The following is a 24,136-nucleotide window of genomic DNA, read 5'->3' on the forward strand; positions in this document are numbered from 1 at the left end:
GCGATCGGACGTCGCGGCGCGTCGTCCGATGCGTTCGCGCGCCCGTATCTTCGATGACAGGAGCGATCGATGAATCTTCAGAAATTCCCGCGTCACCCGCTGACTTTCGGCCCGACGCCGATCCAGCCGCTCAAGCGGCTCGCCGCGCATCTCGGCGGCAAGGTCGATCTGTACGCGAAGCGCGAGGATTGCAACAGCGGCCTCGCATTCGGCGGCAACAAGACGCGCAAGCTCGAATACCTGATCCCGGAAGCGCTCGCGCAAGGCTGCGACACGCTCGTGTCGATCGGCGGCATCCAGTCGAACCAGACGCGCCAGGTCGCGGCGGTCGCCGCGCATCTCGGCATGAAGTGCGTGCTCGTGCAGGAGAACTGGGTCAATTACCACGATGCCGTCTACGATCGCGTCGGCAACATTCAGATGTCGCGGATGATGGGCGCCGACGTGCGCCTCGTGCCGGACGGCTTCGACATCGGCTTTCGCAAGAGCTGGGAGGACGCGCTCGCCGACGTTCGCGCGAACGGCGGCAAGCCGTACGCGATACCGGCCGGCTGCTCCGATCATCCGCTCGGCGGCCTCGGCTTCGTCGGCTTCGCGGAGGAGGTGCGCGCGCAGGAGGCCGAGCTCGGCTTCAAGTTCGACTACATCGTCGTGTGCTCGGTGACGGGCAGCACGCAGGCGGGGATGGTCGTCGGCTTCGCGGCCGACGGGCGCGCGGATCGCGTGATCGGCATCGACGCGTCGGCGAAGCCCGCGCAGACGCGCGAGCAGATCCTTCGGATTGCGAAGAATACCGCCGATCGCGTCGAGCTCGGCCGCGACATCACGCGCGACGACGTCGTGCTCGACGAGCGCTTCGGCGGCCCGGAGTATGGGCTGCCGAACGCAGGCACGCTCGATGCGATCCGTCTGTGCGCGAAGCTCGAAGGCATGCTGACCGACCCCGTCTACGAAGGCAAGTCGATGCACGGGATGATCGAGAAGGTGAAGCTCGGCGAATTCCCGGCCGGCTCGAAGGTGCTGTACGCGCATCTCGGCGGCGTGCCCGCGCTGAACGCGTACAGCTTCCTGTTCCGCGACGGCTGATCCGGCGCGCCGGGTCGTCGCCTCGGTCCGGCGCACGTGTTCACGTCGGTGGACGCAGCGATGCCTTCGTGCGACGAAACGGCGGCGCGCTGGTGGCAGCCGCCGTCGTCGCCGACGCTCGTGTGCATCGTCGGCGACGACACGCTGCCCGCCGCGTGCTGCGGCGCGCTCGCGAATCGGCTTGCCGGCGTGCCGCAGGTCGCGCTGCTGAGCTGCGCCGAACCGGCGCGGCTGCACGCGCTGTGGCTCGATGCGCGATCGCGCGCGGCGTCGCGCATGCCAGCGGAAGCCGCGCAGGTCGAGCGCGCGCTCGGCAGGCTGTCGCGCGACGTGCGGCTGCTGCTGTGGTCGCAGCAGCCGGCATCGCTCGACTGGGTCGGCGGCGTGCACGGACATCAGACGTTCGTCGTGCGTCATTGTCCGTTGACGTGCGACGAGACCGAACTGCGGCGCGCGGCCGACGCGGCGCTCACGCTGCTGCGCTCGGCGATGCGATTGCGGATCGACGCCGAGTATTGACGGATGCGCGCTGTGCGGCGTGGAATTCGGCGCGTCGGAGCGGGTGCGGCGAGCATCGCATCGACGGGCTCGATGGGCTATGGCCCGTCGACAAACGTGCGTCAAGAGGTGCGCGCCATCGGCGATCGAAGCGGCTCGGCGCGTCCGTCGTGGTCTGCGGCTCTCGGCCGCCGCGCTCCGATTGCCGCCGTCAAATTCCGGTCGGCGCGGCCGCTCGCCTGCCTGGCGCGAGCGCGCGCGTGTATTGCATCGGCGTCATGCCGAACGTGCGCTTGAAGTGATTGCAGAGCGCGCTTTGATCGTAGAAGCCCGACGTCAGCGCGGCGTCGGCGAGCGAGCGGCCGGCCTGCAACTCCCGCAGCGCCGCGCGCAGCCGCAGCTGGTTCAGATATGCGTGCGGCGTCAGCCCGATCACGCGGTTGAACGCGGTGATCAGCTGGAACGACGTCAGGTTCGCCGCCGCGGCGATCTGCTCGAGGCTCAGCGCATGATCGAAGCATTCGTTCATCAGGTCGAGCGCGGGCTTCAGGATCGGCAGGTTCGCCTTCGCGCCGAAGCCGAGCCCCGTCTGCAGGCCGTGGCGCGAGAACAGCGTGCCGAAGCTGCTGACGAGCAGTTCCTGCTGCAGCAGAAGATCGTCCTGTTCGTCCATCGCACGGTGCAGGGTCAGAAACTGGCCGACGAGCTGCGGATCGCCCAGCACGTTCGACGTGAAGAAGCGCGCGTGCTCCATGCCGAGCAGCGACAGCACCCGGGCGAGGCCGGCTTCCGCCAGGTAGAACGATCGATAGCGCCAGCGGCTGCTGCCGCCCATGCGCCCCGAGTGCGGCTCGCACGGATTGAACACGAGGACGGCGCTCGGCTCGGCGAGCCGCGTCTGCCCGCGGCTCTTGAACACCGAGCCGCCGACTTCGGTGACGGCGATCACGAGCGAGTCGTGCACGTGCGGTGCGTAGTCGTGCGTGGTGAAGTCGGCGAGCAGCAGGTCGACTCCGGAAATGCCGGGAGAGTGCCAGTATCGCGACTGGTTGCGACGGTCTAGTTTGGCCACGGTCGAACCCCGATTCCGATGAAACGAAACAGCCGGCGACGGACGGTGCCGCTTCGAACGGGCCGCTTTCCGTCGTGGACGCCGGCAGGTCTTCCGATGTTGACGACGCGTGCGTACGCGTCATGGGCGCCTCGTGCGGCACGCAAGTTCCATACCGGCGCGCCGGGCGCCGTCGACGTCGCACGCGCCATCGACGGCGACATTTTAGAGGCAATCGCCGCGGCGATGCGAAACCGCGCGCGCGACATCGCACTGCGCATTTCGCCGGCGCACGTCGAACGGCCGCTTCGCCGCGAAAACCGATCTTCTCGCATGCGATATTTTCCAGTGCAAAGCGATGCACCATAAAAACACGTTTCGACGACGAGGCACAAAACCAGTGCGAATTGATAATTGCAATGCGCGAATATGGATCGATGATTAAAGGCGGTGGCGCGATCAAGAATAATCGTCAGTGGTAATTTGGCGGCCTATTTAGGAATGGTCGGCTTGTGTCTATGGAATCATTTTCGATTCATAAGTCGATTCACATAAGCGCGGCGGTCATTCCCGATTCGCATGGCCGATTTGTGTCGCGGAATTCGTGTTCCACCGGCGCGGCGGCCGTGAGTCGGAGCAGGGCGGAACGGCGCTTTGCGCGGCGCGCACGCATGCGTCGCCATTCTTTATCGACGAAATCGTCGTCCTGCAATTTTATCCAATACAGATAATTAAGGCCGCCATAGTTTTGGCGCCGAGGGTCCTGCATTTAAAACTCAAAAAGAGGTCGCCATGCAAAACGTCGATCGTCCGACTGGTTCTTCGCTCGCAGGTGCTGCTATTTTGCTGGAAATCGGCTCCGCCTACGGAGTCGTCGATTTCATCAGACATTCGAAGGGTTTCGATGTGTCCGCGCTCGCCGAGCGCAGCGGAATCGACCGGTCGGTGATCGCCGATTATGTCGATGCGATGCGCGAAGCCGGGCTCGTGAGTCTCGTGAAAGCGGGGGAGCGCGACATCTACCGGCCGGCCGACGATTTTCCCGACGTCGTGAACGACGTCGGCTACCTGTCGTGGGCGCTCCTCGCCTGCGCGCCGCTGCTCCTCAACGCGCGCGAATTCGCCGTCGACAATGCGCTCGCGCAGGATCGCCATCCGCGCGACGGCGGGCTCGTCGCGCGCACGTCGCAGTGGATGGGCGAACTGTCGTTTTATCCGCAGCCCGAGCGCGCGATCCTGAAGCTGCGGCCGAAGAAGATCGTCGACCTGGGATCGGGTTCAGGCGGCTTCCTGATCCGGATGCTGCACCAGCTCGACGGCGCGCGCGGCGTCGGCGTCGATCTCAGCGAGACGGCGACCGCGCAGGCGAAGCAGGCGGCGGAGGCGAACGGCTTTGCCGAGCGGCTCGAATTCCTGCATCGGCCGATCCAGTCGCTGATCGACGATCCGACGCCGCTGAAAGGCGCGGACGTCGTGCACGCGGGCTTCGTGATGCACGACCTGCTGCCGGCCGAGGAACGCACGCTCGATGCGCTCCTCGAGACATGCCGCGAGCACGCATCGAGCGGCACCGTCGTGATCGTCGACGCGGTGCCGTTCGCGCCGGACAAGTGGGAGCGCTCGTTTGCGGCGGCCTTCAATCATCTGCACCGGAGCTTCATGTCGCGAAGACTGCTGAGCGAAGCGCAATGGCAGCGGAAATTCGAGAAGGCCGGTTTCGGAAACGTCGTCGTGCAAACGCTCGGCCATCCCGGTGGCCGGATGATTCTGGGGAGCGCATAGGGGAGCTGTTCTTCGTTGTCTTGGGCCGATGTAGTCATTTTCGAGGAGTGTGTCATGTCGATCACCGTTGATGAACTGGTTCAGAAAGTCAAAAGCCATCGCTGCTATACCCACCCGGTGTTCCTGAACTGGGCGAAAGTCGATCCCGAGCCGCGAGTCGTCGGGGCGCTGTTCCATCAGATCCAGCATTTCTGCGCGTCCACGCGGCCGGGCTGGAATTTCCCGCAGGCGCTCGCCGATCACGGGCTGCAGAAGCAAAGCGAGCTGATGACCGAGATCGTCGAGAGCGAGTCGGGGCACGGTCCCGAGCTCGCGACGATGGCGGGCTACATCGTCAACCGCGCGGCGGGCGAAGCGGTGATTCCGGATCTCCACGATCAGGCGGCCGTCGAGGGCGCGCTCAAGCGCTATTCGGACGAACTGCTGGGCTCGCTGCCCGGCTATGACGACGCGACCGGCCTCACGACGCAGGTGCGCCGCGCGATGAACGTGTTCGAGCGCCGCAAGCTCGTCGACATCGAATCGACGTACCGCAATCTCGGCACCGCGCTCGCGCTCGAAATGATCTCGAACCGCCAGCTCATTCCGGGCGAGAAGCACTGCCTCGTCGACAGCGGGCTGTACGGCGCGTCGCTGGAGGCGCCCGAGATGCACTACCTGCTCGAGCATTGGGGCGAGGTGGGCGCCGAGCAGCAGCACGAGGAAAACGCGCGCAACGCGGTGCGGCCGGCGCTCGATTCCGAGCACGCGGCGCGCGTGATCGAAGGGGCGGAGGAGTTCCTGAACGCGCTCGCGAGCGTCTGGGATCTGCTCGACGCGTCGCTGCTGCAGTCCGGGTATGTGAAGAAGGCGGCGTGACGGAGAAGCGCGCGAGCGCACGGCGCCGCGCGGCGCCGTCTCCCGACGTTCTTGCGGGGCGAGGAAACCATGGCGGCATATCTGCTGGGCAGGATGGCGATCAGCGATCAGTCGAAGTACGCGCGCTACAAGGCGCTGACGCCCGACATCATCGCGCGGTTCGGCGGGCGGTTCCTGACGCGCGGCGGCGACAAGCTGACGCTCGAGGGGCCCGCCGACGAACGTCGCATCGTGCTCGTCGAGTTCGCGGACGTGGAGGCGGCGGCGCGCTTCTATCATTCGGCCGATTACCAGCATGCGAAGTCGCTGCGCGAAGGCGCGGCCGACATGCAGTTGATGATCGTCGGCGGCTTCGAGCAGAAATGACGGCCGGCGCGAACGTGGCCCGGACGGCGGGCGAGGCGCGCGCGGCGCGTGCATGGCGGGACGGGGATGGGGACGGCCGGGCGCGCCCGCGGGCCGTCCGCCGCGGGGGGCGGGCGCGATCGACGAACGGAGGCGGCGCATGCGCGAGGTGACCGACGACGAGCCGCAGTTGGGCGGATGGGCGGCGTTTCCCGGGGGCGCGCCGTCTGGCGACGGCGCGCCTGCCGCGTTCGCGACGCCGGAGACGGTCGGGCGCTGCGTCGAGGCGTTGCGCGCGATCGTCGGCGAGCGGCTCGTCGTCGGGCGGGCGGTGCGCGAGCAGCATGGCAAGGACGTCTCGTTCCATCCTGGCGCGCCGCCCGACGCGGTCGCGTTCGTTCAGTCGACGGCCGAAGTCGCCGCGATCACGCGCGCATGCCATCGGCTGCGCGTGCCGCTGATTCCGTTCGGCGCCGGCACGTCGTGCGAAGGCCACATTGCCGCGCTGCACGGCGGCGTATGCATCGATCTGTCCGGCATGAACCGGATTCTGCGCGTGAGCGCGGAGGATCTCGACTGCACGGTCGAGGCCGGGGTGACGCGCAAGCAGCTCAATGCGCATCTGCACGACACGGGGCTGTTCTTCCCGATCGATCCGGGCGCGGACGCGTCGATCGGCGGCATGTGCTCGACGCGCGCGTCCGGCACGAACGCGGTGCGCTACGGCACGATGCGCGAGAGCGTGCTCGCGCTCGAGGTCGTGCTGCCGAACGGCGACATTACGTCGGTCGGCTCGCGTGCGCGCAAGTCGGCGGCGGGCTACGATCTCGCGCGCCTGTTCGTCGGCGCGGAGGGGACGCTCGGCACGATCACGGGCGTCACGCTGCGGCTGCATCCGCGGCCGGACAAGGTGTCCGCCGCGGTGTGCGGCTTTCCGGACCTGAAGGCCGCGGTCGATTCGGTGATCGGGATCGTCCAGAGCGGCATCCCGGTCGCGCGCGTCGAGCTGCTCGACGCGATGCAGATCGTCGCGTGCAACCGCTATTCGAAGCTGAGCCTGCCAGAGCGGCCGACGCTCTTTTTCGAATTCTCCGGATTCGGCGTCGCCGTCGACGAGCAAGTCGGCTGGGTCGAGGAGATCTGCGCGGACCACGGCGGCGGCGAATTCCGCTGGGCGTCGCGGCCGGAGGAGCGCAGCGCGCTGTGGGCGGCGCGGCACGACGTCTGGTGGGCGTCGCTCGCGCTGCGGCCCGGCTGCGAAGGAATGCCGACCGATTCGTGCGTGCCCGTGTCGCGGCTGACGGAAGCGGTGCTCGCCGCGCGAGCGGACGTCGACGCGCTCAGCCTCGTCGCGACGATCTGCGGACACGTCGGCGACGGGAATTTCCACGTGTGCATCGTGATCGACCCGACCGACGCGGAAGAGCTGATGCGAGCGACGGAGCTGAACCGGCGGCTCGCGCTGCGCGCGATCGCGCTCGGCGGCACCTGCACGGGCGAGCACGGCATCGGCTACGGAAAGATCGGCTATCTCGAGCGCGAGCATCCGACGTCGCTGCGACTGATGGCGGCCGTCAAGCGGGCGCTGGATCCGAGGGGCATCATGAATCCGGGCAAAGTCCTGCGTCACGACCGCTATCCGCCGTTCGACTGAATCCTGGACAGCGCGCGGGCGGGACGCCCGGCCGACCCGGCCGCACGCGGCCCGACCCGGCGGGCCGGTCGCCGGATCGGCGCTGCGCCAGGTGCGCCGCGACGCTCCGACCGGCGCGCGCCGCGCGGTGCGCGACCCGTCGCCCGCGGCTCGCGCGTCCGCTTACCGGCCGTTCGGGATCGGCCGTGCGCGACCGACTGTTCGCGAACGACCGCTCGCGAGCAGCCGTGCGTAATCGCCTGCCCGCGACAGCCCGTCCGCAACCGCGCCTCCGCGATCGACCGTCTGCGCGCCGGCACGAGGCACGCGGCACGAGGCGATGAGCGGCCGGCGCTCGCCCCCAAATTTTCGCCAATAAGCCCGCTGCGACTTCTGACATCTTTCATTCATCAGTCAGGTGGAGCTTATGAATCGATTGTTCTGTCAAGACGACGCCGACACGCTGCTGCTGTCCGGCACGGTACTCGAGGCGCGGCCGGGCGCGGTGCGCCTGTCGCAGCATCCGTTCTATCCGGGAGGAGGCGGCCAGTTGCCCGATCTGGGCGCGGTTCGATGGGAGGGCGGCGTCGAGACCGTCACCGGTTTCCGCGAGGACGAGCGCGGCCTCTGGATCGAGTTCGCCGATCGCGTCGAGATCGTCGGCGACGTGCAGTCGAGCGTCGACGCCGCGTTTCGCCGCGCGATGCGCGAGCTGCACACCGATCTGCACGTGCTCAACGCGCTCGTCTACCGCGATTTCGACGGCGCGCTCGTGACCGGCGTGCAGATGAACGCCGATCGCACCGCGCGCATCGACTTCGATCTGCCCGACGCCGACAACGATCGCCTGCGCGCGCTGGAGGCCGAACTGAACGACATCGTGCGCCGCGATCTGCCGGTTCGCACGCGCTACGTGCCGCTCGCGGAGGCGCAGCAGGAAAGCGGTCTGCTGCGCTCGCGCTCGGTCGCGCCGCCGCCGACGCCGGACGGCCTCGTGCGGATCGTCGAGATCGACGGGCTCGACTGCCAGGCGTGCGGCGGCACGCATCTCGCGTCGACGGGCGAATCGCGCCCGGTCCGGATCCTGAAGATCGAAAACAAGGGCCGCTCGAACCGCCGCGTGCGGATCGGGCTGGAATCGCAATGACGCAGCGCCTGCTCGCCGCGGCGTGGCGTCGGCCGGTGTGGCTGCTGTGGGTGCCGCCCGCGTTCTGGGCCGGCAACGTCGTGCTCGGCCGCGCGTTCAGCACGAGCTTTCCGCCGGTGTCGCTCGCGGTCGGCCGGTGGCTCGTCGCGCTGATCGCGCTCGCGCCGTTCGTCTGGCGCGACGTGCTGCGCGAGCGGCAGCAGCTGCTTCGGCACTGGAAGCTCATCTGGGCATGCGGCGCGCTCGGGATCGCCGGCTACAACGCGCTCGCGTACGTCGCGCTGCGCACCGTGCCGGCGGCGAGCGTCGCGTTCCTGAATTCGACGCTGCCGCTGATGGTGCCGCTCGCCGCCGCGCTGCTCGGCGTCGAGCGGATCACGTCGCGCGCGATCGTCGGGATCGTCGTGTCGTTCTGCGGCGTCGCATGGATCGTCGCGCGCGGCCATTGGGAGGATCTCGTCGCGCTGCGCTTCGATCATGGCGAGCTCATCGTCATACTCGCGACGGCCAACTACGCGATCTATTCGGTGCTGCTGCGCCGCAAGCCCGCGACGATCAGCCCGCTCGCGTTCCTGACCGCGACGATGGCGACGGGGCTCGCCGTGCTGCTGCCGTTCTGGGTGCTCGAGCTCGCGGGCGGCGCGCGGATTCCGTTCGATCCGGAGGCGATCGGCGCGGTGCTCTACATCGGCGTGTTCGCGTCGCTGATCGCGTTCATTCTGTGGGGGCACTGCGTGCAGGTGCTCGGCGCGACGGTCACCGGCGTGTCGTTCCATCTCGTCGCGCTGTTCACCGCGGTGCTCGCGGCGATCACGCTCGGCGAGCCGGTCCATGCGTACCATCTGGCCGGCATCACGCTGATCCTGCTCGGTTTTTTCGTCGCGACGCGCTCGGCCTCGGGCGTTCGCTCCGCCCCGAAGGCGCGCTCGCTGTGACGCGGGCGGGTCGCGACGGCCGGGCTTCCTTCACGGCGGATGCGGCCGAATATCCGCCTGCTCGCGCGCCTCGGAGGGGCCGATGTCCGAATACAAGGAAACGCTGAACCTGCTGCAAACGCCTTTTCCGATGAAGGGCGACTTGCCGCGCCGCGAGCCCGCGTTCGTCGAGCGCTGGGCGGCGCAGCGCGTCTACGAGCGGATGCGGGCGGCGGCCGCCGGCCGGCCGCCGTTCGTGCTGCATGACGGGCCGCCGTACGCGAACGGCGACATCCACATCGGACACGCGGTCAACAAGGTGCTGAAGGACATCGTGCTGAAGAGCCGCTTCCATGCGGGCTACGACGCGCAGTGGGTTCCCGGCTGGGATTGCCACGGGATGCCGATCGAGCACCGGATCGAACAGCAGAACGGCCGCGGCTTGTCGGCGGAGACGGTGCAGCGGCTGTGCCGCGAATACGCATTCGAGCAGACGGAGCGGCAGAAGCGCGATTTCCTGCGGCTCGGCCTGCTCGGCGATTGGCCGCACGCGTTCCGCACGATGGATTTCGAGACCGAAGCGAACGAGCTGCGCTTTCTCGAACGGATTCGCCGGCGCGGCCTGCTTTATCGCGGACAGAAGCCGGTGAACTGGTGCGTCGATTGCCAGTCGGCGCTCGCGGAAGCCGAGCTCGAATACGCGCAGAAGACGTCGATTGCGATTCACGCCGGGCTGCGCGTGCGCAGCCCCGTCGATCTCGCGTCGCGCTTTCGCTGCCATCCCGTCGTCGACAAGCCCGCATCGCTCGTGATCTGGACGACGACGCCGTGGACGATTCCCGGCAACGCGGCAGCCGGCGTGCGCGCCGACGCGCTGTACGGGCTGTACGACACGCCCGATGCGCTGCTTGTCGTCGCGCATGCGCTCGGCGACGAACTGCTCGCGTCGTTCGGCATCGATCACGAGCTGTGCGCGCAGGCGCCGGGCCGGGACCTCGTCGGCCTCGCGCTCGAGCAGCCGTTTTTCGGCGAGCGCGACGTGCCCGTCGTCGCGGCCGATTTCGTCACGCTCGACGCCGGCACGGGCATCGTCCATCTCGCGCCCGCGCACGGCGCCGAGGACGCCGAGCTGTGCCGCCGCCTCGGCATCGGAGGCGAGAATGTCGTCGATGGCGCGGGCCGGTTCGTCGCGGATCTGCCCGGCATCGGCGGGCTGCCGCTCGACGAGGGCGTCGCGCGCATCGTCGCGAGACTGCGCGCGGACGGCGCGCTGCTGCGCGAAGCGAAATTCGAGCACGCGTATCCGCATTGCTGGCGCCACAAGACGCCGATCCTGTTCCGGTCGACGCCGCAATGGTTCATCGCGATGGACGGCGGGCCCGGCAAGACGCTGCGCGAGACCGCGCGCGACGCGATCGCCGACGTGCCGTTCTATCCGCCGTCCGCGCGCCAGCGCATGGCAGCGATGATCGACGGCCGGCCCGACTGGTGCGTGTCGCGACAACGGACCTGGGGCGTGCCGCTGCCGTACTTCGTCCGGCGCGGCGACCGGTCGCTGCATCCGGATACCGCGCGGCTCGTCGACGAGGTGGCCGCGCGCGTCGAGCGCGAAGGCATCGCCGCATGGTCGCGCCTGCGGCCGGGCGAGCTCGGCGTCGACGAGGCCGAATACGAGAAGCTGTCGGACACGCTCGACGTCTGGTTCGATTCCGGCTCGATTCACGCGACTGTCTATCGCGACTCGAAGCGCCTGAACGTGCGCGGCTATCCGGCGGATCTGTATCTGGAGGGCGCGGACCAGCACCGCGGCTGGTTCGGCTCGTCGCTGATGACGGGATGCGCGGCCGACGGCCGGGCGCCGTTCAAGGCGATCCTGACGCACGGCTTCGTCGTCGACGGCTCGGGGCGCAAGATGAGCAAGTCGCTCGGCAACACGGTGAGTCCGCAGCAAATCGCGGGCACGCGCGGCGCGGACATTCTGCGGCTATGGATCGCCAGCACCGACTATGCGGCCGAAATGTCGATCTCCGACGAGATTCTCGACCGCGTCGCGGAGACGTACCGGCGCATCCGCAACACCGTGCGCTTCCTGTTGCAGAACGTCGCGGACTTCGATCCGGCCGACGACGCGATTCCCGCGGACCGTCTGTTCGACGTCGATCGATATGCGCTCGCGCGGTGTCGCGATTTCGTCGAGCAGTGCCGAGGCGCGTATGCGCGGTACGACTTCATGTCGGTGACGCGGCTCGCGCACGGCTATTGCGCGGACGAGCTCGGCGGCTTCTATCTCGACGCGCTGAAGGACCGCCTGTACGCGAGCGTCGGCGACAGCGTCGAGCGGCGCTCCGCGCAAACGGCGCTGCGGATCGTGCTGACGAACCTGCTGATATCGATCGCGCCGATACTGAGCTTCACGGCCGAAGAGGCATGGGCGGTGTCGATCGGCAGCGAGCGCGACAGCGTGTTCCTGCATACGTGGGACGAGCATGCGCCGCCGCCGCTCGACGATCGCGCGGTGCTCGCGCGCTGGGAGCACGTGCGGTCGTTGCGTCCGCATCTGACGAAGGCGCTCGAAGAGGCGCGCGGCGCGGGGCTCATCGGACGATCGAGCGAAGCCGACGTCGTCGTGCGCGCGCCGCGCGGCACGCTCGACGCGCTGTCGCCGCTGCGCGGCGAGCTGGCTGCGGTCTTCATCGTCGCGGGCGTGACGCTGGAGGAGGGCGGCGAGATCGCGGTCGCGGTGACGCGCACGCGTCTTGCACGCTGCGAGCGCTGCTGGCGGCACGAGTCGACGGTGGGCGCGCGCGCCGGCGACGATCCGCTTTGCGAGCGCTGCCGTCAGGCGCTGTCGCGGCGACTTCTCGCGTACTAGCGACGCGTGCCGTGCGCATGCGGGCGTGCGCGAATGACGGGGCCCGCGCGGACGCGCGTGCGGCTGAGTTCGCTTGCGCTGGTTTCGCGGTCGGCGCGTGCTCGCGTCGGTCACGCGCCGGCCGGGACCGGCAGCGATCGACAGCGATCGACAGCGATCGACAGCGATCGACAGCGACTGACGGCGACTGACGGCGATCGACAGCAATCGACAGCGACCGCCGCCAACCGCCACCGGCTCCCGCTTCGCACCGCCCGCCGCCCGCCTCAAGCGGCGCGTGCGCGCCTCGCTTCCCGCACCGCCTGCCCCTCTTCGGCGAGATCCCAGAACAGCCCCGCCATGATCTGCAGCGACTGCCGCGCGACGCTGCCGAGCAGATGCTCGTTCGGCGCGTGCTGCGAGCACGCCGCATACGAATGCGGAATCCACAGCGTCGGCAGCCCGAGCAGATCGGCGAACACGTCGTTCGGCAGCGAGCCGCCGAGGTTCGGCAGCAGCGCGGGCGCATCGCCCGTCGTCGCCTCGATCGACGCGAGGCTCCAGCGCACCCACGGGTCGTCCGGGTCGAGCCGCGTCGCTTCCATCCGCGTGCCGCGCTCGGCGATCTCGATGTCGGTGAAGCCGTGCGCATCGAGATGCGCGCGCAGCCGGTTCAGCAGATTCGGCCCGTCGCTGCCGACCACGTAGCGCAACTGGCAATGCGCGACCGCATGGCCGGGGATCGCGTTGACGGGCGAATCCGGATTGCCGGTCCTGAACGCGAGGATTTCGAGCGCGTTCCAGCCGAGCACTCGTTCGATCGGCGTCAGGCCCGGCTCGCCCCAGTCGCGGTCGACCGCCGGATCGTTCGGGCCGCCGCCGACGTCGAGCGTGCGCAGCGCGTCGCGCACCGGCTGCGGCACGCCGTCCGGCCGCCAGCCGTCGACGAGGATCTTGCCGCGCGCGTCGACCATCGTCGCGAGCGCGTTCGCGAGCCGGATGCCGGGGCTGCGCAGGAGGCCGCCCCAGTTGCCCGAATGATGCGCGCCGTCGCGCAGCCTGATCGACAGCGTGAAGTTCAGGTTGCCGCGCGAGCCGAGGAACATCGTCGGCCGCGACGCCGCGACGCGCGGCCCGTCCGACGCGATGAACAGGTCGGCCGCGAGCGCGTCGCGATGCGCGGCGCAGATCTGCGCGAGCCCCGGCGAGCCGGTTTCCTCGCCCATCTCGATGATCGCCTTCACGTTGTAGCCGAGCCGGCCGCCGCGCGCGTCGATCACCTGCGCGAGCGCGGCGAGGTTGATCGTGTGCTGGCCCTTGTTGTCGGCGGTGCCGCGGCCGTACCAGCGGTCGCCGTCGACGACGATCCGCCACGGCTCGAGCCCCGCGCGCCACTGCGCGTCATGGCCGGGCACGACGTCGCCGTGGCCGTACGTGAGCACGGTCAGCGCGTCGGGATCCTCGATCCGCTCGGCGATCAGGAACGGGCTGCCGCCTTCGAGCGGGCTGTCGACGATCGTCGACGCGAAGCCGAGCGCGGCGAGCGAAGGCGCGATGTGGTCGGTCAGGTACGCATAGAGCTGCGGCTGCGACGATGCGAGCTGGCTTTCGGTGCGCACCGCGACGCGCGCGTTCAGCTCGTGCAGGAAGCGGCCGTCGTCGAAGTACGACGCGGCCATGTCGATGGCTCGACTGCGACTCATCATGTCTATCTCTCCACGTTGAGGGTTCGGGCGGCGTGCCGCGCGCCGGCGGCGGGCGGATCGGGCAGGCCGAGCCCCGGCTCCGGCGTCAGCACCGACGCGAGCAGCTTTTGTGTGTAAGGGTGGTTCGGATGCGCGAAGATCCGCTCGGCGGTGTCCTGCTCGACGATGCGGCCGCGCTCCATCACCGCGACGCGATCCGCGAGATGCTCGACGACGCCGAGATCGTGGCTGATGAACAGGTAGCTCAGCCCGAACTCGGCTTTCAGGTCGAGCAGCAGGTTCAGGATCTGCGCCTGCACGGACACGTCGAGCGCGGACGTCGGCTCGTCGCAGACGAGGATGCCCGGGCGCAGGATCAGCGCGCGCGCGATCGCGACGCGCTGCCGCTGGCCGCCCGACAGCTGGCCCGGATACTGGCCGTGCGTGCGCTGCGGCATCCCGACGAGGTCGAGCATCCGGCGGACTTCGGCGTCCTGCTCGTCGCGCGCGCCGCGCCGGTGCACGCGCAGCGGCAGCCCGACGATCTGCGCGACTGTCTTGCGCGGATTCAGCGACGAATACGGGTCCTGGAAGATCGGCTGGATGCGCTGCGCGGTCCGTCGCGCGTCGCGCGGGTCGACCTGCCCGCCGTCGATCAGCACGCTGCCCGACGTCGGCGGCAGCAGGCCGAGCAGCATCCTCGCGAGCGTGCTCTTGCCGCAGCCGGATTCGCCGACGAGCGCGAGCGTCTCGCCGCGATGCAGCCGGAGCGACACGTCGTCGACCGCGCGCAGCGGCGTCGGCGCGCGGAACGGGCCGCGCTTCAGCAGGAACGTGCGGCTGAGCGCGCACAGCTCGAGCGCGATGTCGGCGTCGCGCGAGGCGGCGTCGGCATCGACATCGGCGGACTTCGAAAAAGGTGTGGCGCTCATCGGGACATCTCCTCGCAAGCCGGTTCGACGAGCACGCAGCGCACGCGATGGCCGTCGCCGACGTCGACGAACGCCGGACTCCGTGCGCACGCGTCGCGCGCGAGCGCGCAGCGATTGCGGAACGCACAGCCGTCGATGTTGCCGACGAGCGACGGCACGACGCCCGGAATCGCGTCGAGCCGCGAGCCGGGCCGCGTCTTGCCGCGCACCGGGATGCTGTTCAGGAGCCCGCGCGTGTACGGATGCGTCGGGTGCGCGAACAGCTGCGCGGCGCTCGCGGTTTCGACGACTTCGCCCGCATACATCACCGCGACGCGATCGGCGATTCGCGACACGACGCCGAGATCGTGCGTGATGAACAGCACCGCGGTGCCGAACTCGCGCTGCAGCTCGCGCAGCATCCGCAGGATCTCGGCCTGGATCGTCACGTCGAGCGCGGTCGTCGGCTCGTCGGCGATGATGAGATCGGGCTCGCACATCAGCGCCATCGCGATCATCACGCGCTGCCGCAGCCCGCCCGACAACTGATGCGGATACTGGCGCAGCCGCTCCGCCGCGTGCGCGACGCCCGCGCGCTCGAGCAGATGCACGGCGCGCTCGCGCGCCTGCGCGAGCGACACGCCGCGATGCTGGCGCAGCGCCTCGCACAGCTGGTTGCCGAGCGTGTACGCGGGATTGAGCGACGTCATCGGATCCTGGAAGATCATCGCGATCCGGTTGCCGCGCAGCCCGCTCATCGCGCGGCGATCGAGCGACAGCAGATCGATGCCGTCGAACGCGAGCCGATCCGCGCGGCGCCGCGCGTGGCGCGGCAGCAGGTCCATCAGCGCGAGCGACGTCATCGACTTGCCGCAGCCGGATTCGCCGACCACGCACAGCAGCTCGCCGCGCTCGAGGCGCAGGTCGATGCCGCGCACCGCATGCAGCACGCCGTTCGGGGTCGGCAGGTCGACCCGCAGGTTGTCGACTTCGAGCAATGCAGCCATCGGGCTTCTCCTTTCGTCGGTCGGTCAGCGGCCTTCCGGCGCGGTCAGGTCGCGGATGCCGTCGCCGACGAGATTGATCGCGAGCACCGTGATCGCGAGCGCGACGCCCGGAATCAGGATCACCCACGGCTGGAAGAACATGTACGCCTTGCCTTCGGCGATCATCAGCCCCCACGACGGCATCGGCGCCGGCACGCCGAGGCCGAGGAACGACAGCGTCGCCTCGAGCAGGATCGCGTGCGCCATCTCGAGCGTCGCGACGACGATCAGCGCGCCCGCGATGTTCGGCAGCAGCTCGCGCAGCAGGATGTAGGGCGTCGACGCGCCGACCGCCTTCGCGGCCGCGATGAATTCGGCGTCGCGCAGCTGCTGCGCGACCGAGCGCGACACGACCGCGAAGCGGTCCCACAGCAGCAGGCCGAGCAGCACGATCACGGTTTTCAGCGATCCGCCGAGCAGCGACGACATCGCGAGCGCGACGAGCACGACGGGCATCGCGAGCCGCGTCGTGATCAGATAGCTGATCGCCGCGTCGACCTTGCCGCCGAAGTAGCCGGCGAGCACGCCGAGCGCGGTGCCGATGACGCCGGACAGCGCGGCCGACGCGACGCCGATCACGAGCGACACGCGCGCGCCGAACAGGAGGCGGCTCAGGTAGTCGCGGCCGAGCTTGTCGGTGCCGAGCGGGTGGAGCCAGCTGCCGCGCGCGCTGTCCCACACGGGCGGCAGCAGCCGGCGCGTCAGGTCCTGGCCGTACGGATCGTGCGGCGCGAGCCACGGCGCGAACCACGCGGCGAGCACGACGAGCGCGACGAGCGCCGCGCCGATCGCGAGGCCGCGGTGGCCGAGCAGCCGGCGCGTCGCGCGCCGCCATGCGGGGCGCGCGGGCGCGTCGATGCGCGGGGCCGGAAGAGAGTGCGGGCGCGAGGACATGGGCCGCTCCTGTCGGATGTGAATCTATCGGGTGCGAATGCGGGGATCGAGCGCCGCGTTCGCGACGTCGGCGAAAAAGGTCAGCGCGACGTAGAACATCGCGATGATGAGAACGACGGCCTGCACGACCGGGAAGTCGTTGCGCGCGATCGCGTCCCACGCGAGCTGGCCCAGGCCTTGCAGCGAGAACACCGATTCGATGACGACCGAGCCGCCGAGCATGAAGCCGAGCTCGACCGCCGCGAGCGCGACGACCGGAATCAGCGCGTTGCGCAGCGCGTGCTTGCAGACGACGCGCGCGGGGCTCAGGCCCTTCGCGCGCGCGGTGCGGATGTAGTCGGCGCCGAGCACGTCGAGCATGCCGGCGCGCGTGAGCCGCATCATCGCGGGCGTCGCGTAGTAGCCGAGCGCGACGGCGGGCAGCACGAAGTTGCGCCAGTCGTCGTTGCCGGCGACGGGCAGCCACTTGAGCCCGACCGCGAACACGAGGATCAGCGTGAGGCCGAACCAGAAGCTCGGCATCGCCTGGCCGATCACCGCGACGAGGAGCGCCGCGCGATCGATCCAGGTGTCGCGGTACAGCGCGGCGACGACGCCGAGCGGAATCGCGACCGCGACCGCGAGCCCGAGCGCGACGCCGCCCAGCTTCAGCGTGATCGGCAGGTGCTCGGCGATCAGATCGGCGACCGACGACTGGAAGAAGTACGAGCGGCCGAAGTCGAGATGCGCGGCGCGCCACAGCCAGTCGACGTACTGCGCGGTGACGGGCCGGTCGAGCCCGTACTGGATGCGCAGCGCTTCGACTTGCGCGGCGGTCGCCTCGGGGCCGGCGATCGCGGTCGCGAGATCGCCGGACAGATGGAGCAGCGCGAAACTGACGATCGACACGGTGAGCGCGACGGCGATCGCGAGGCTCAGACGGCGGAGCAGATAGGCTGACATGGCGCGAGGAACGGATCGTATCGGTAAAGGGCGCAGCCGGATGCGGCGGGGGAGGCGTCGATCGGCGGCTGCGGAAGGTTCGGGCCCGGTGTTCGGTATTCGGTGCCCGGTGCTCGGTGCTCGGTGCTCGGTGCTCGGGCGGCGAAGGATCGGGTGGACGGCTTGATCCGACGGCGCGAGCGGCTTGCGCAACCCGGCTCGCGCCGGCCTACTTCCAGCTCGCCTCGTAAAAGCGCGGCAACTCGTCCGGATACGCTTTGAAGTTCAGCGCCGACGTGTACGCGTAGTTCGTCGAATACGAGAAGAGCGGCGCCCAGTACGCCTGCTCGCTGATTCGCGTGAGCGCCTTCGCGTAATTCGCCTTGCGCACGGCCGGATCGTTCGACGTGTCGGCCGCGTCGAGCCATTTCTCGACGGTCGCGTCCTTCGCGCTGTCGTCGGGGCCGCCCTTGAAGTAGACGCCGACGAACGCGGACGCGTCGTTGACCGAGAACGAGCCCCACGCCTGGAACGTGAGCGGCGTCTTGCCCGAGCGCTGCGCGGTGCGCAGCGCCGCGTACTGCAGGTAATGCAGCCGCGCGTTGATGCCGACCTTGCGCAGGTCGCCGATCATCGCCTCCGCGTATTCGCGCTCGCGGTACGCATACAGGTCGGTGTCGAAGCCGTTCGGATAGCCGGCCGCCTTCAGGAGCTCGCGCGCCTTCGCCGGGTTGTAGTCGTACTTGACGACGCCCGACGTGTCGCAGCCGAACTGCGTGCGAAAGCACGGCGCGTAGACGGGCTGGCTGCCGCCGCGCACCAGGTTCTTCGCGAGCGCGCCGCGGTTGATCGCGTAGTTGACCGCCTGCCGCACGCGCGCGTCCTTGAACGGCGAGTTCGGCGCGGACGCGCCCGCCGCGTCCATCGACAGGTAGCCGACCCGCATCGTCTCGCCGCTCTGAACGGTCAGGTTAGGCATCGCCTTCAGCGAATCGGCCTGGTCGGCGGGCACGCGCCAGATCCAGTCGACGGCGCCCGTCATCAGCTGCGCCGCGCGCGTCTCCGGATCGGGGATCACGACGAACCTGACCGTGCCGATCTTCGGCTGGCCGAGCGGGCTGTCCTTGAAGTAGTTCGGGTTCTTGACCATCGTCACGCCGACGCCCGGCGTCACGGCGGTGATCTTGTACGGCCCGGTGCCGACGGGCGCCTTGCCGAAGCCCTGCAGCCCGACCTTCTTGAAGTACGCGGTCGGATAGATCGGCGTCGGGCCCGACAGGTATTCGAGCGCGGCCGGGAACGGCGCCTTCAGCCGGATCCGGACCTGGTAGTCGCCCGTCTTCTCGGCGCTCTGGATCCAGTCGGTGTTCTGCCGCGTGACGACCTTCGAATCCGGCGCGACGACATAGTTGAACGTGAACACGACATCGTCGGCGGTGAACTTGTCGCCGTTGTGGAAGGTCACGTCGCGGCGCAGGTCGACGATGAGCGACGTCGGCGACTCCCACTTCCACGCGGTCGCGAGCGCCGGCTTGTACGCGCCCGTCTTCGGATCACGGTAGATCAGCGTGTCCCACGCCATGTGCGCGATGATCACGCCTTCGCGCAGGTTGTTGTGATACGGCGAGATGTTTTCCGGCTCGCTGTCGGACGCGTAGACGAGCGTGTCGTTCGCCCGGCCGGCGTGCGCGGCGGGCGACAGCGACAGCAGCAGCGCGACGGCCGTGCAGGCGGGAAAGCGGAGGGCGGGACGGACGGCGAACCGACGATTCATCGCAAGGCTCCTGGAGATCCGGAAGAGGCTGCGGGCAGTGCGCCACGGCAGCGGCGGGCGCGGGCGAGCCACGCTCAGGGCCAAGCGTAAACAGCGAATTTTGTTGCGGCTATTATCGAAAAAATAAGTCTGCATTGCCGAAACGGCATCGCAGCGTCCGCGATCGCGAGGAGACGGGATGAAGCACCATCAGCTGCAGGAAACCGCGTTGCGCTACTTTCTTGAGGTCGTGCGCGCCGGGTCGATCAGCGAGGCGTCCGCGCGGCTGAGCGTCGCCGGCTCGGCGATCAGCCGCCAGATCGCGCATCTCGAGCAGGTGCTCGGCACGCCGCTCTTCGAGCGCCGCTCGCGCGGGATGGTCGCGAGCGCGGCGGGCGAGATGCTCGCCGCATATGCGTTCCGGACCGAGCTCGAAGCCGATCGGCTCGTGCAGGACATCGACGCGCTGCAGGGGCTGCGGCGCGGCCAGGTGCGCATCGCGATGTCGGAGGGCTTCGCGATCGAGTTCGTGCCGCACGCGATCGCCGATTTTCGCCGCACGTATCCGGGCATCGTGTTCCAGGCGGCCGTGTGCGCGCCCGCCGACGTCACGCGCCGCGTGAAGAAGGGCGAGGCGGACGTCGGCGTGACCTTCAGCCGGACGCCCGAAAGCGACATCAAGGTCGAGCACCGGCAGAGCGCGCCGGTGATGGCGGTGATGCGCGGCGATCATCCGCTCGCGCGCTTCGAGCGGGTGTCGGTGTCGCAGATGTGCGCGTATCCGCTCGCGCTGCCCGACCCGAGCACGACGATCCGGCAGTTGTTCGACGTCGTGTCGAGCCGCCAGAACCTGACGATCGAGCCGGTGATGGTCAGCAACAACATCGTCGCGCTGCACAACTTCGCGATCGCGTCGGATGCGGTCTCGATCTCCGGCGAGGTGACGGTGCGCTCGCGGCAGGCGCGCGGCGAGCTCGCGGTGCGGCCGATCGCCGATCGCGGGATGGACGCGCGCGCGGTCGAACTGCAGACGCTCGTCGGGCGCACGCTGCCGAAGGTCGTGCAGCTGTTTCTCGAATTCCTGCGCGCGCGGCTCGCGAGCGACGAAGACGGCGGCGACGCGACGTTTCACCGATGAGACGGAACGCGCCGATGCGCGGCCCGGCCCGCGCGGCCGGCGTCACGTTACATGTTCCGTAACGTCGGCGCGCGCCGCGCGGCGCCGCGCCGGTGCGGGCTTGCCGCGCCGGCATCGGCGGCGCGTTGTCCGGCTGGCACTCTTATTGCTCCCGAATGGGAAGGAACCGGATTCAGGGAGCTTCAGATGGAATTCGTCGAGATCGAGCGCCGGCGCGTGAGCGTCGCGGAGTCGAACGAAATCGACGGCGCGGCGCTGATCACCGAGGTGACGTCGGAGACGCGCGCCGCGGCCGACGCCGCGCCGCGCGATCAGGCGCCGCCGCTCACGCTGTACGGCGCGTATCAGCAGGGCTTCGCCGACTATCTCGCGGGCCGGTCGAATCCGTATCGGATCGGCAGCCGTTTTGCCGGCATCTGGCACGAAGGGCACGCGGAGGCCGCGTCGAACGACGCGCTCGATTTCGCGACGCGCGCGCGGGCCTGCTGGGGCGCACGCGCGGCGGCGAACCCGATCGCGTTCTTCCGCCGGCGCCGCTAGGACCTGCCATTGGCGTGAACAGGCGCGAGGCGTGCGCCGACGCGCGCGGCGCGCCGGCCGCTCAGCCGAGCGCGCCGCCCGGCGGCAAGCCGGCGAGCGCATGCGCGCGCATCACCTTCCTATACCACAGCGTCCACATCATCAGCGCGCCGTAGATGCCGTAACCGACGAACGGCGCGACCACGAGCGCGCGCTCGACCGGCCAATTCCAGATGATCCACGCGCGCAGCAGGTTCTCGGCGACGAGGCCGCCGCCCCACACGAGCGTCATCAGCCGCATCGACGACACGAACGCCGGCCGTTCCGCCCAGAGCTGATCGAGCCGAGCGCCGCCGTCGTGCGCCTCGCGCGCGACCGTCGCCCGCGCGAGATGGAACACGAGCGGCTTTTGCAGCGCGAGCGACACGAGGAACGCGACGCCGATCGCGCCGGACGCGAGCGATTCGCGCATCAGCAGCATCCGCGGGCTGCCGCCCGCGAGCGCGGCGGCGATCGACAGCACGATGCCGAGCAGCACGAGCGCGGACAGCGCGTCGACCCGCCTGAAGCGCGCGAGCTCGAGCGCGCTCCAGACGAGCGGCGGCACGGCGGACGCGATCAGGCCGCCCGTCTCGCCCCAATACGGCACCGCGGCGCGATACGCGGCCCAGGGCAGCAGCAGGTTCACCGTCAATTCGGCGAGAAGACCGGGGCGTATTTTCATGGCGGCGATGTGGTCCGTTGGATTGACCGGGGCGCGGTCGGCGCGCGGATCGCATCCGTTTGATTGCACGCGCCTATCATGCCGGATTTCGCCGGCTTCGAGCGCAACGTTCGTTCGGCGCGCCGGCGTCCGGCGGACGTTCGGCGCGGGCCGCTACGCAGGCTTGCCCGATGCCCGGCGCGCGAAGAAATCGAGCGCGTGCTGGCGCGTCGTCATCGGCGCGAGGCTCGCGGCCGGATCGCGCCCGTCGCGCCGCGACGTGCCCGTCACGAGGCTTTTCTGGAGATCGTTGAGGGGAGCGGTGGGCGGCGGATGAACGAAGTCCAGGGCGGGCGCGCCGATCGCAGGCAGATCGGTGCGCGGCGTGTCGCGCGTGAAGAGCTGCGCGAGCGTCGGCGCGTTCGCGATCCGCGCGCTCTTCAGCATCTTGTCGGGCGGGATGTCGAGCCAGTCGCGCAGCGTCGCGAGGATCGACGTATGGTCGTACGGGACCGCGGTCGGCGAGCGGAACACGGTGCCCGCCTCGATGTACGGCGACACGACGACGGCCGGCACGCGCACGCCGAAGCGGTAGAAGCCGAATGTCTCGTCGCCGGGGTTGCTCGCGGCGTCGGGCGGCGTCGCGTTCGCGGGCGGCAGGGCATGATCGAAGCAGCCGCCGTGCTCGTCGTAGGTCACGATGAGCAGCGTGCGGGGCCAGCCGGGCGACGCGCTGACCGCCGTCCAGATGTCGTGCAGGAACTTGTCGCCCGCGCGCACGTCGTGCGGCGGATGCTGGTCGTTCGGCTCGAACAGGAAGCTCGGCTCGATGAACGCGTATTGCGGCAGCGCGTCGTGCCTGCACGCGGCGACGAAGTCCGCGAAATGCTTGAAATGATCGGCCATCGCGTCGGCCCACAGCGTCGGAAACATCGTGTGCGTCAGCGACGGCGTGACGATCGTGTCGCTGTACACCGCCCAGCTCGCGCCGATCGACGTCAGCACGTCGAAGATCGTCGGCACGTTCCATTCGAGCGGATCGGGCATCGCGCCGTTGTTCACGTGTCCGTTCGACGTGCCCGCGTGCGCGAACGCGCGGTTCGGCCAGGTCTGGCTCGGCACCGGCGCGAACCACGCGTCGGACACCGCGTACGCGCGCGCGAGCGCCGTCAGCGTCGGCAGCTGCGCGGTGCTGTGGCATTGCATCACGTGGCTCGGATCGGTCGTCTGCGTCGTTTCGTAATTGACGACGAAGCCTTGCATCGGCGGCCACGGCGCGTTCGCGTCGTTCGGGCCGAGGATCTGGCTCGTCACGTTGACGAAGGTCTCCTGCGGATCGGGGATCACGCTGTTCGCGGCTTCCCGCGTGACGGGGATCGCCTTGCCGGCCTTCGACGGATTCGACATCTCGGGCTTCAGGCCGTCGAACTGCGGCGAGCTGCGCGCGGGCAGCACGTGCGCGGGTTGCGTGCCGGGCGGATAGAGCCAGCCGAGCATCGTGTCGAACGAGCGGTTCTCGAACATCACGACGACGACGTGCCCGACGTTTTCAAGGATCTTCGCCACGATCTTCTCCTTCTTATGCGCAAACGGCGTCGCGGAAGCGTGCTGCCGGACGCGGGCGACGGGCCCCGTGCACCGCGCGGCGGTCGACGTCCGGGCGTCGATCCGGGGCGGCGCGTGTCGCGCCGCTTGTTGTGCATCCCTTGTGCTTCCGTGGTGCTGCCGAGCGGAAATATGGATTAGGTATATCCGATATTTCGGGAAAAACAAGGCGCGGGGCGGGCGGCGCGGCTTGCGTGCGCGTTGCCGCGGGTGGGTGCGGGAGCCTGGCGCGGGCGCTCGATCCGGCGGCGCGGCGTCCGCGTTGCAGCGGCGAGCGTCGTCTTCAGCGTTCGCCGGCCGCCGAAGCGCCGGCCGCCGGAGCGCCGGCCGTCAAAAACCCTCGATATTCACGTCCGGCCGCGCCGAACGCACCGCGTCGATCAGCGCGACGAACAGCGCCGAATCCTCGGCGTCGGTGATCTTCGTGTTCCGAAACTCGACGAAATTCCAGCGCCGATCGGCGGCGGGCGCGAGCGTCATCGACAGACCGTTCTGGCGATAACCGCGCAGCCGCCGGATCGATTCGACCTCGCGCAGCGCGAAGCGGCGCTGGCGCTGGCGCGTGTCGACGTTCGCGAGCCGTATCGTGCCCGCCGTCCGATCGATCTCGACGCGCTGCATCGCGCCGAAGCGTCCGATCGCGCACGCGTACGCGGTGATCGCCGCCTGCCGCCGATCACCGCGGCCCACGACAGCAAGCCCGCCTTGAAGTGCTGCTGCGTCGCGACGACGCCGCCCACGACCGCCGCGATCGCAGTGACGATCACGACGAGGTCCGCGCCGCTCGTGAACGAGC

General features: G+C 69.3%; 23 protein-coding genes. 12 read left to right on the plus strand and 11 right to left on the minus strand.

Annotation, left to right across the window (positions count from 1 at the left end; translation table 11 throughout):
• The first annotated feature begins 69 nt into the window (after positions 1-69).
• Together BG90_RS25495 and BG90_RS25500 are read left to right on the plus strand one after the other, a co-directional pair.
• Positions 70-1,086: a 1-aminocyclopropane-1-carboxylate deaminase gene (locus BG90_RS25495; RefSeq protein ID WP_010119147.1), complete on the plus strand. Its 1,017-nt coding sequence runs from the start codon at positions 70-72 to the stop codon at positions 1,084-1,086.
• A gap of 60 nt (positions 1,087-1,146) precedes the next feature.
• A complete protein-coding gene (locus BG90_RS25500) occupies positions 1,147-1,605 on the plus strand; it encodes a 1-aminocyclopropane-1-carboxylate deaminase (protein WP_107950953.1) in 459 nt (152 codons plus the stop codon).
• A gap of 190 nt (positions 1,606-1,795) precedes the next feature.
• Here BG90_RS25500 and BG90_RS25505 read toward each other — a convergent pair whose 3' ends face one another.
• Positions 1,796-2,656: an AraC family transcriptional regulator gene (locus BG90_RS25505; RefSeq protein ID WP_025990254.1), complete on the minus strand. Its 861-nt coding sequence runs from the start codon at positions 2,654-2,656 to the stop codon at positions 1,796-1,798.
• A gap of 18 nt (positions 2,657-2,674) precedes the next feature.
• Between BG90_RS25505 and BG90_RS25510 the strand changes: the two genes are divergently transcribed.
• Positions 2,675-3,004 (plus strand): hypothetical protein, encoded by a 330-nt coding sequence (locus tag BG90_RS25510; RefSeq protein WP_124072350.1) that lies wholly within the window; start codon positions 2,675-2,677, stop codon positions 3,002-3,004.
• Between the two features lie 178 nt (positions 3,005-3,182).
• Here the strand turns inward: BG90_RS25510 and BG90_RS35705 are convergent, their stop codons facing one another.
• On the minus strand, positions 3,183-3,404 hold the full coding sequence (locus BG90_RS35705; RefSeq protein ID WP_124072349.1) for a hypothetical protein: 222 nt from the start codon (positions 3,402-3,404) through the stop codon (positions 3,183-3,185).
• A 23-nt stretch (positions 3,405-3,427) separates the two neighbouring features.
• Between BG90_RS35705 and BG90_RS25515 the strand changes: the two genes are divergently transcribed.
• The 7 genes from BG90_RS25515 to ileS all read left to right on the plus strand — a co-directional run bounded on the left by BG90_RS25515 (position 3,428) and on the right by ileS (position 12,186).
• Positions 3,428-4,417: a methyltransferase gene (locus tag BG90_RS25515; RefSeq protein WP_010119143.1), complete on the plus strand. Its 990-nt coding sequence runs from the start codon at positions 3,428-3,430 to the stop codon at positions 4,415-4,417.
• Positions 4,418-4,471: 54 nt separating this feature from the next.
• A complete protein-coding gene (locus BG90_RS25520; protein ID WP_010109249.1) occupies positions 4,472-5,275 on the plus strand; it encodes a hypothetical protein in 804 nt (267 codons plus the stop codon).
• Positions 5,276-5,344: 69 nt separating this feature from the next.
• Positions 5,345-5,641 (plus strand): DUF1330 domain-containing protein, encoded by a 297-nt coding sequence (locus BG90_RS25525; RefSeq protein ID WP_010109247.1) that lies wholly within the window; start codon positions 5,345-5,347, stop codon positions 5,639-5,641.
• Between the two features lie 139 nt (positions 5,642-5,780).
• Entirely contained in the window at positions 5,781-7,274 is a 1,494-nt protein-coding gene (locus tag BG90_RS25530; protein WP_045568445.1) for an FAD-linked oxidase C-terminal domain-containing protein, read from the plus strand.
• Positions 7,275-7,680: 406 nt separating this feature from the next.
• Entirely contained in the window at positions 7,681-8,400 is a 720-nt protein-coding gene (locus BG90_RS25535) for an alanyl-tRNA editing protein (RefSeq protein WP_010109246.1), read from the plus strand.
• Positions 8,397-9,335 (plus strand): DMT family transporter, encoded by a 939-nt coding sequence (locus BG90_RS25540; protein WP_010121871.1) that lies wholly within the window; start codon positions 8,397-8,399, stop codon positions 9,333-9,335. The genes BG90_RS25535 and BG90_RS25540 overlap by 4 nt, the downstream gene beginning before the upstream one ends.
• Before the next feature lie 82 nt (positions 9,336-9,417).
• Positions 9,418-12,186 carry an isoleucine--tRNA ligase gene (ileS, locus tag BG90_RS25545; RefSeq protein WP_010121873.1) on the plus strand — a complete coding sequence of 923 codons (2,769 nt, stop codon included), beginning with the start codon at positions 9,418-9,420 and terminating at the stop codon, positions 12,184-12,186.
• 266 nt (positions 12,187-12,452) lie between these two features.
• On the opposite strand, the gene BG90_RS25550 is transcribed toward ileS, so the two are convergent.
• From BG90_RS25550 to BG90_RS25575, 6 genes are all read right to left on the minus strand, one after another.
• Positions 12,453-13,868, minus strand: a complete 1,416-nt coding sequence (locus tag BG90_RS25550; RefSeq protein ID WP_025990499.1) for a M20 family metallopeptidase — start codon at positions 13,866-13,868, stop codon at positions 12,453-12,455.
• Between the two features lie 5 nt (positions 13,869-13,873).
• Positions 13,874-14,782, minus strand: coding sequence for an ATP-binding cassette domain-containing protein (locus BG90_RS25555; RefSeq protein WP_010121875.1), 909 nt, complete (start codon positions 14,780-14,782; stop codon positions 13,874-13,876).
• Positions 14,779-15,768 carry an ABC transporter ATP-binding protein gene (locus BG90_RS25560; protein ID WP_010121877.1) on the minus strand — a complete coding sequence of 330 codons (990 nt, stop codon included), beginning with the start codon at positions 15,766-15,768 and terminating at the stop codon, positions 14,779-14,781. The genes BG90_RS25555 and BG90_RS25560 overlap by 4 nt, the downstream gene beginning before the upstream one ends.
• A gap of 24 nt (positions 15,769-15,792) precedes the next feature.
• Positions 15,793-16,701 (minus strand): ABC transporter permease, encoded by a 909-nt coding sequence (locus BG90_RS25565; RefSeq protein WP_010121879.1) that lies wholly within the window; start codon positions 16,699-16,701, stop codon positions 15,793-15,795.
• A gap of 24 nt (positions 16,702-16,725) precedes the next feature.
• Entirely contained in the window at positions 16,726-17,643 is a 918-nt protein-coding gene (locus BG90_RS25570; RefSeq protein ID WP_010121881.1) for an ABC transporter permease, read from the minus strand.
• 208 nt (positions 17,644-17,851) lie between these two features.
• Positions 17,852-19,396, minus strand: a complete 1,545-nt coding sequence (locus BG90_RS25575; RefSeq protein WP_010121883.1) for an ABC transporter substrate-binding protein — start codon at positions 19,394-19,396, stop codon at positions 17,852-17,854.
• 178 nt (positions 19,397-19,574) lie between these two features.
• Between BG90_RS25575 and BG90_RS25580 the strand changes: the two genes are divergently transcribed.
• Both BG90_RS25580 and BG90_RS25585 read left to right on the plus strand, forming a co-directional pair.
• Positions 19,575-20,513 carry a LysR family transcriptional regulator gene (locus tag BG90_RS25580; protein ID WP_010111399.1) on the plus strand — a complete coding sequence of 313 codons (939 nt, stop codon included), beginning with the start codon at positions 19,575-19,577 and terminating at the stop codon, positions 20,511-20,513.
• Positions 20,514-20,699: 186 nt separating this feature from the next.
• Complete coding sequence (locus BG90_RS25585; protein ID WP_010111397.1) at positions 20,700-21,053, plus strand: hypothetical protein; 354 nt, start codon at positions 20,700-20,702, stop codon at positions 21,051-21,053.
• Between the two features lie 61 nt (positions 21,054-21,114).
• On the opposite strand, the gene BG90_RS25590 is transcribed toward BG90_RS25585, so the two are convergent.
• The 3 genes from BG90_RS25590 to BG90_RS25600 all read right to left on the minus strand — a co-directional run bounded on the left by BG90_RS25590 (position 21,115) and on the right by BG90_RS25600 (position 24,030).
• Entirely contained in the window at positions 21,115-21,756 is a 642-nt protein-coding gene (locus BG90_RS25590; RefSeq protein WP_045568446.1) for a VC0807 family protein, read from the minus strand.
• A gap of 153 nt (positions 21,757-21,909) precedes the next feature.
• Positions 21,910-23,301 carry an alkaline phosphatase family protein gene (locus tag BG90_RS25595; RefSeq protein ID WP_010119128.1) on the minus strand — a complete coding sequence of 464 codons (1,392 nt, stop codon included), beginning with the start codon at positions 23,299-23,301 and terminating at the stop codon, positions 21,910-21,912.
• Positions 23,302-23,670: 369 nt separating this feature from the next.
• Positions 23,671-24,030, minus strand: coding sequence for a hypothetical protein (locus BG90_RS25600; protein WP_010119126.1), 360 nt, complete (start codon positions 24,028-24,030; stop codon positions 23,671-23,673).
• Positions 24,031-24,136 lie beyond the last annotated feature (106 nt).

It is taken from the genome of Burkholderia oklahomensis C6786 (genome assembly GCF_000959365.1).
GTDB classification, from domain to species: Bacteria; Pseudomonadota; Gammaproteobacteria; order Burkholderiales; family Burkholderiaceae; genus Burkholderia; species Burkholderia oklahomensis.

Coding starts and splice junctions, on each gene's coding strand:
- BG90_RS25495 (WP_010119147.1), top strand. CDS start 70: ATGAATCTTCAGAAATTCCCGCGTCACCCGCTGACTTTCGGCCCGACG.
- BG90_RS25500 (WP_107950953.1), top strand. CDS start 1,147: ATGCCTTCGTGCGACGAAACGGCGGCGCGCTGGTGGCAGCCGCCGTCG.
- BG90_RS25510 (WP_124072350.1), top strand. CDS start 2,675: ATGAAACGAAACAGCCGGCGACGGACGGTGCCGCTTCGAACGGGCCGC.
- BG90_RS35705 (WP_124072349.1), bottom strand. CDS start 3,404: ATGCAGGACCCTCGGCGCCAAAACTATGGCGGCCTTAATTATCTGTAT.
- BG90_RS25515 (WP_010119143.1), top strand. CDS start 3,428: ATGCAAAACGTCGATCGTCCGACTGGTTCTTCGCTCGCAGGTGCTGCT.
- BG90_RS25520 (WP_010109249.1), top strand. CDS start 4,472: ATGTCGATCACCGTTGATGAACTGGTTCAGAAAGTCAAAAGCCATCGC.
- BG90_RS25525 (WP_010109247.1), top strand. CDS start 5,345: ATGGCGGCATATCTGCTGGGCAGGATGGCGATCAGCGATCAGTCGAAG.
- BG90_RS25530 (WP_045568445.1), top strand. CDS start 5,781: ATGCGCGAGGTGACCGACGACGAGCCGCAGTTGGGCGGATGGGCGGCG.
- BG90_RS25535 (WP_010109246.1), top strand. CDS start 7,681: ATGAATCGATTGTTCTGTCAAGACGACGCCGACACGCTGCTGCTGTCC.
- BG90_RS25540 (WP_010121871.1), top strand. CDS start 8,397: ATGACGCAGCGCCTGCTCGCCGCGGCGTGGCGTCGGCCGGTGTGGCTG.
- ileS (WP_010121873.1), top strand. CDS start 9,418: ATGTCCGAATACAAGGAAACGCTGAACCTGCTGCAAACGCCTTTTCCG.
- BG90_RS25550 (WP_025990499.1), bottom strand. CDS start 13,868: ATGAGTCGCAGTCGAGCCATCGACATGGCCGCGTCGTACTTCGACGAC.
- BG90_RS25555 (WP_010121875.1), bottom strand. CDS start 14,782: ATGAGCGCCACACCTTTTTCGAAGTCCGCCGATGTCGATGCCGACGCC.
- BG90_RS25560 (WP_010121877.1), bottom strand. CDS start 15,768: ATGGCTGCATTGCTCGAAGTCGACAACCTGCGGGTCGACCTGCCGACC.
- BG90_RS25565 (WP_010121879.1), bottom strand. CDS start 16,701: ATGTCCTCGCGCCCGCACTCTCTTCCGGCCCCGCGCATCGACGCGCCC.
- BG90_RS25570 (WP_010121881.1), bottom strand. CDS start 17,643: ATGTCAGCCTATCTGCTCCGCCGTCTGAGCCTCGCGATCGCCGTCGCG.
- BG90_RS25575 (WP_010121883.1), bottom strand. CDS start 19,396: ATGAATCGTCGGTTCGCCGTCCGTCCCGCCCTCCGCTTTCCCGCCTGC.
- BG90_RS25580 (WP_010111399.1), top strand. CDS start 19,575: ATGAAGCACCATCAGCTGCAGGAAACCGCGTTGCGCTACTTTCTTGAG.
- BG90_RS25585 (WP_010111397.1), top strand. CDS start 20,700: ATGGAATTCGTCGAGATCGAGCGCCGGCGCGTGAGCGTCGCGGAGTCG.
- BG90_RS25590 (WP_045568446.1), bottom strand. CDS start 21,756: ATGAAAATACGCCCCGGTCTTCTCGCCGAATTGACGGTGAACCTGCTG.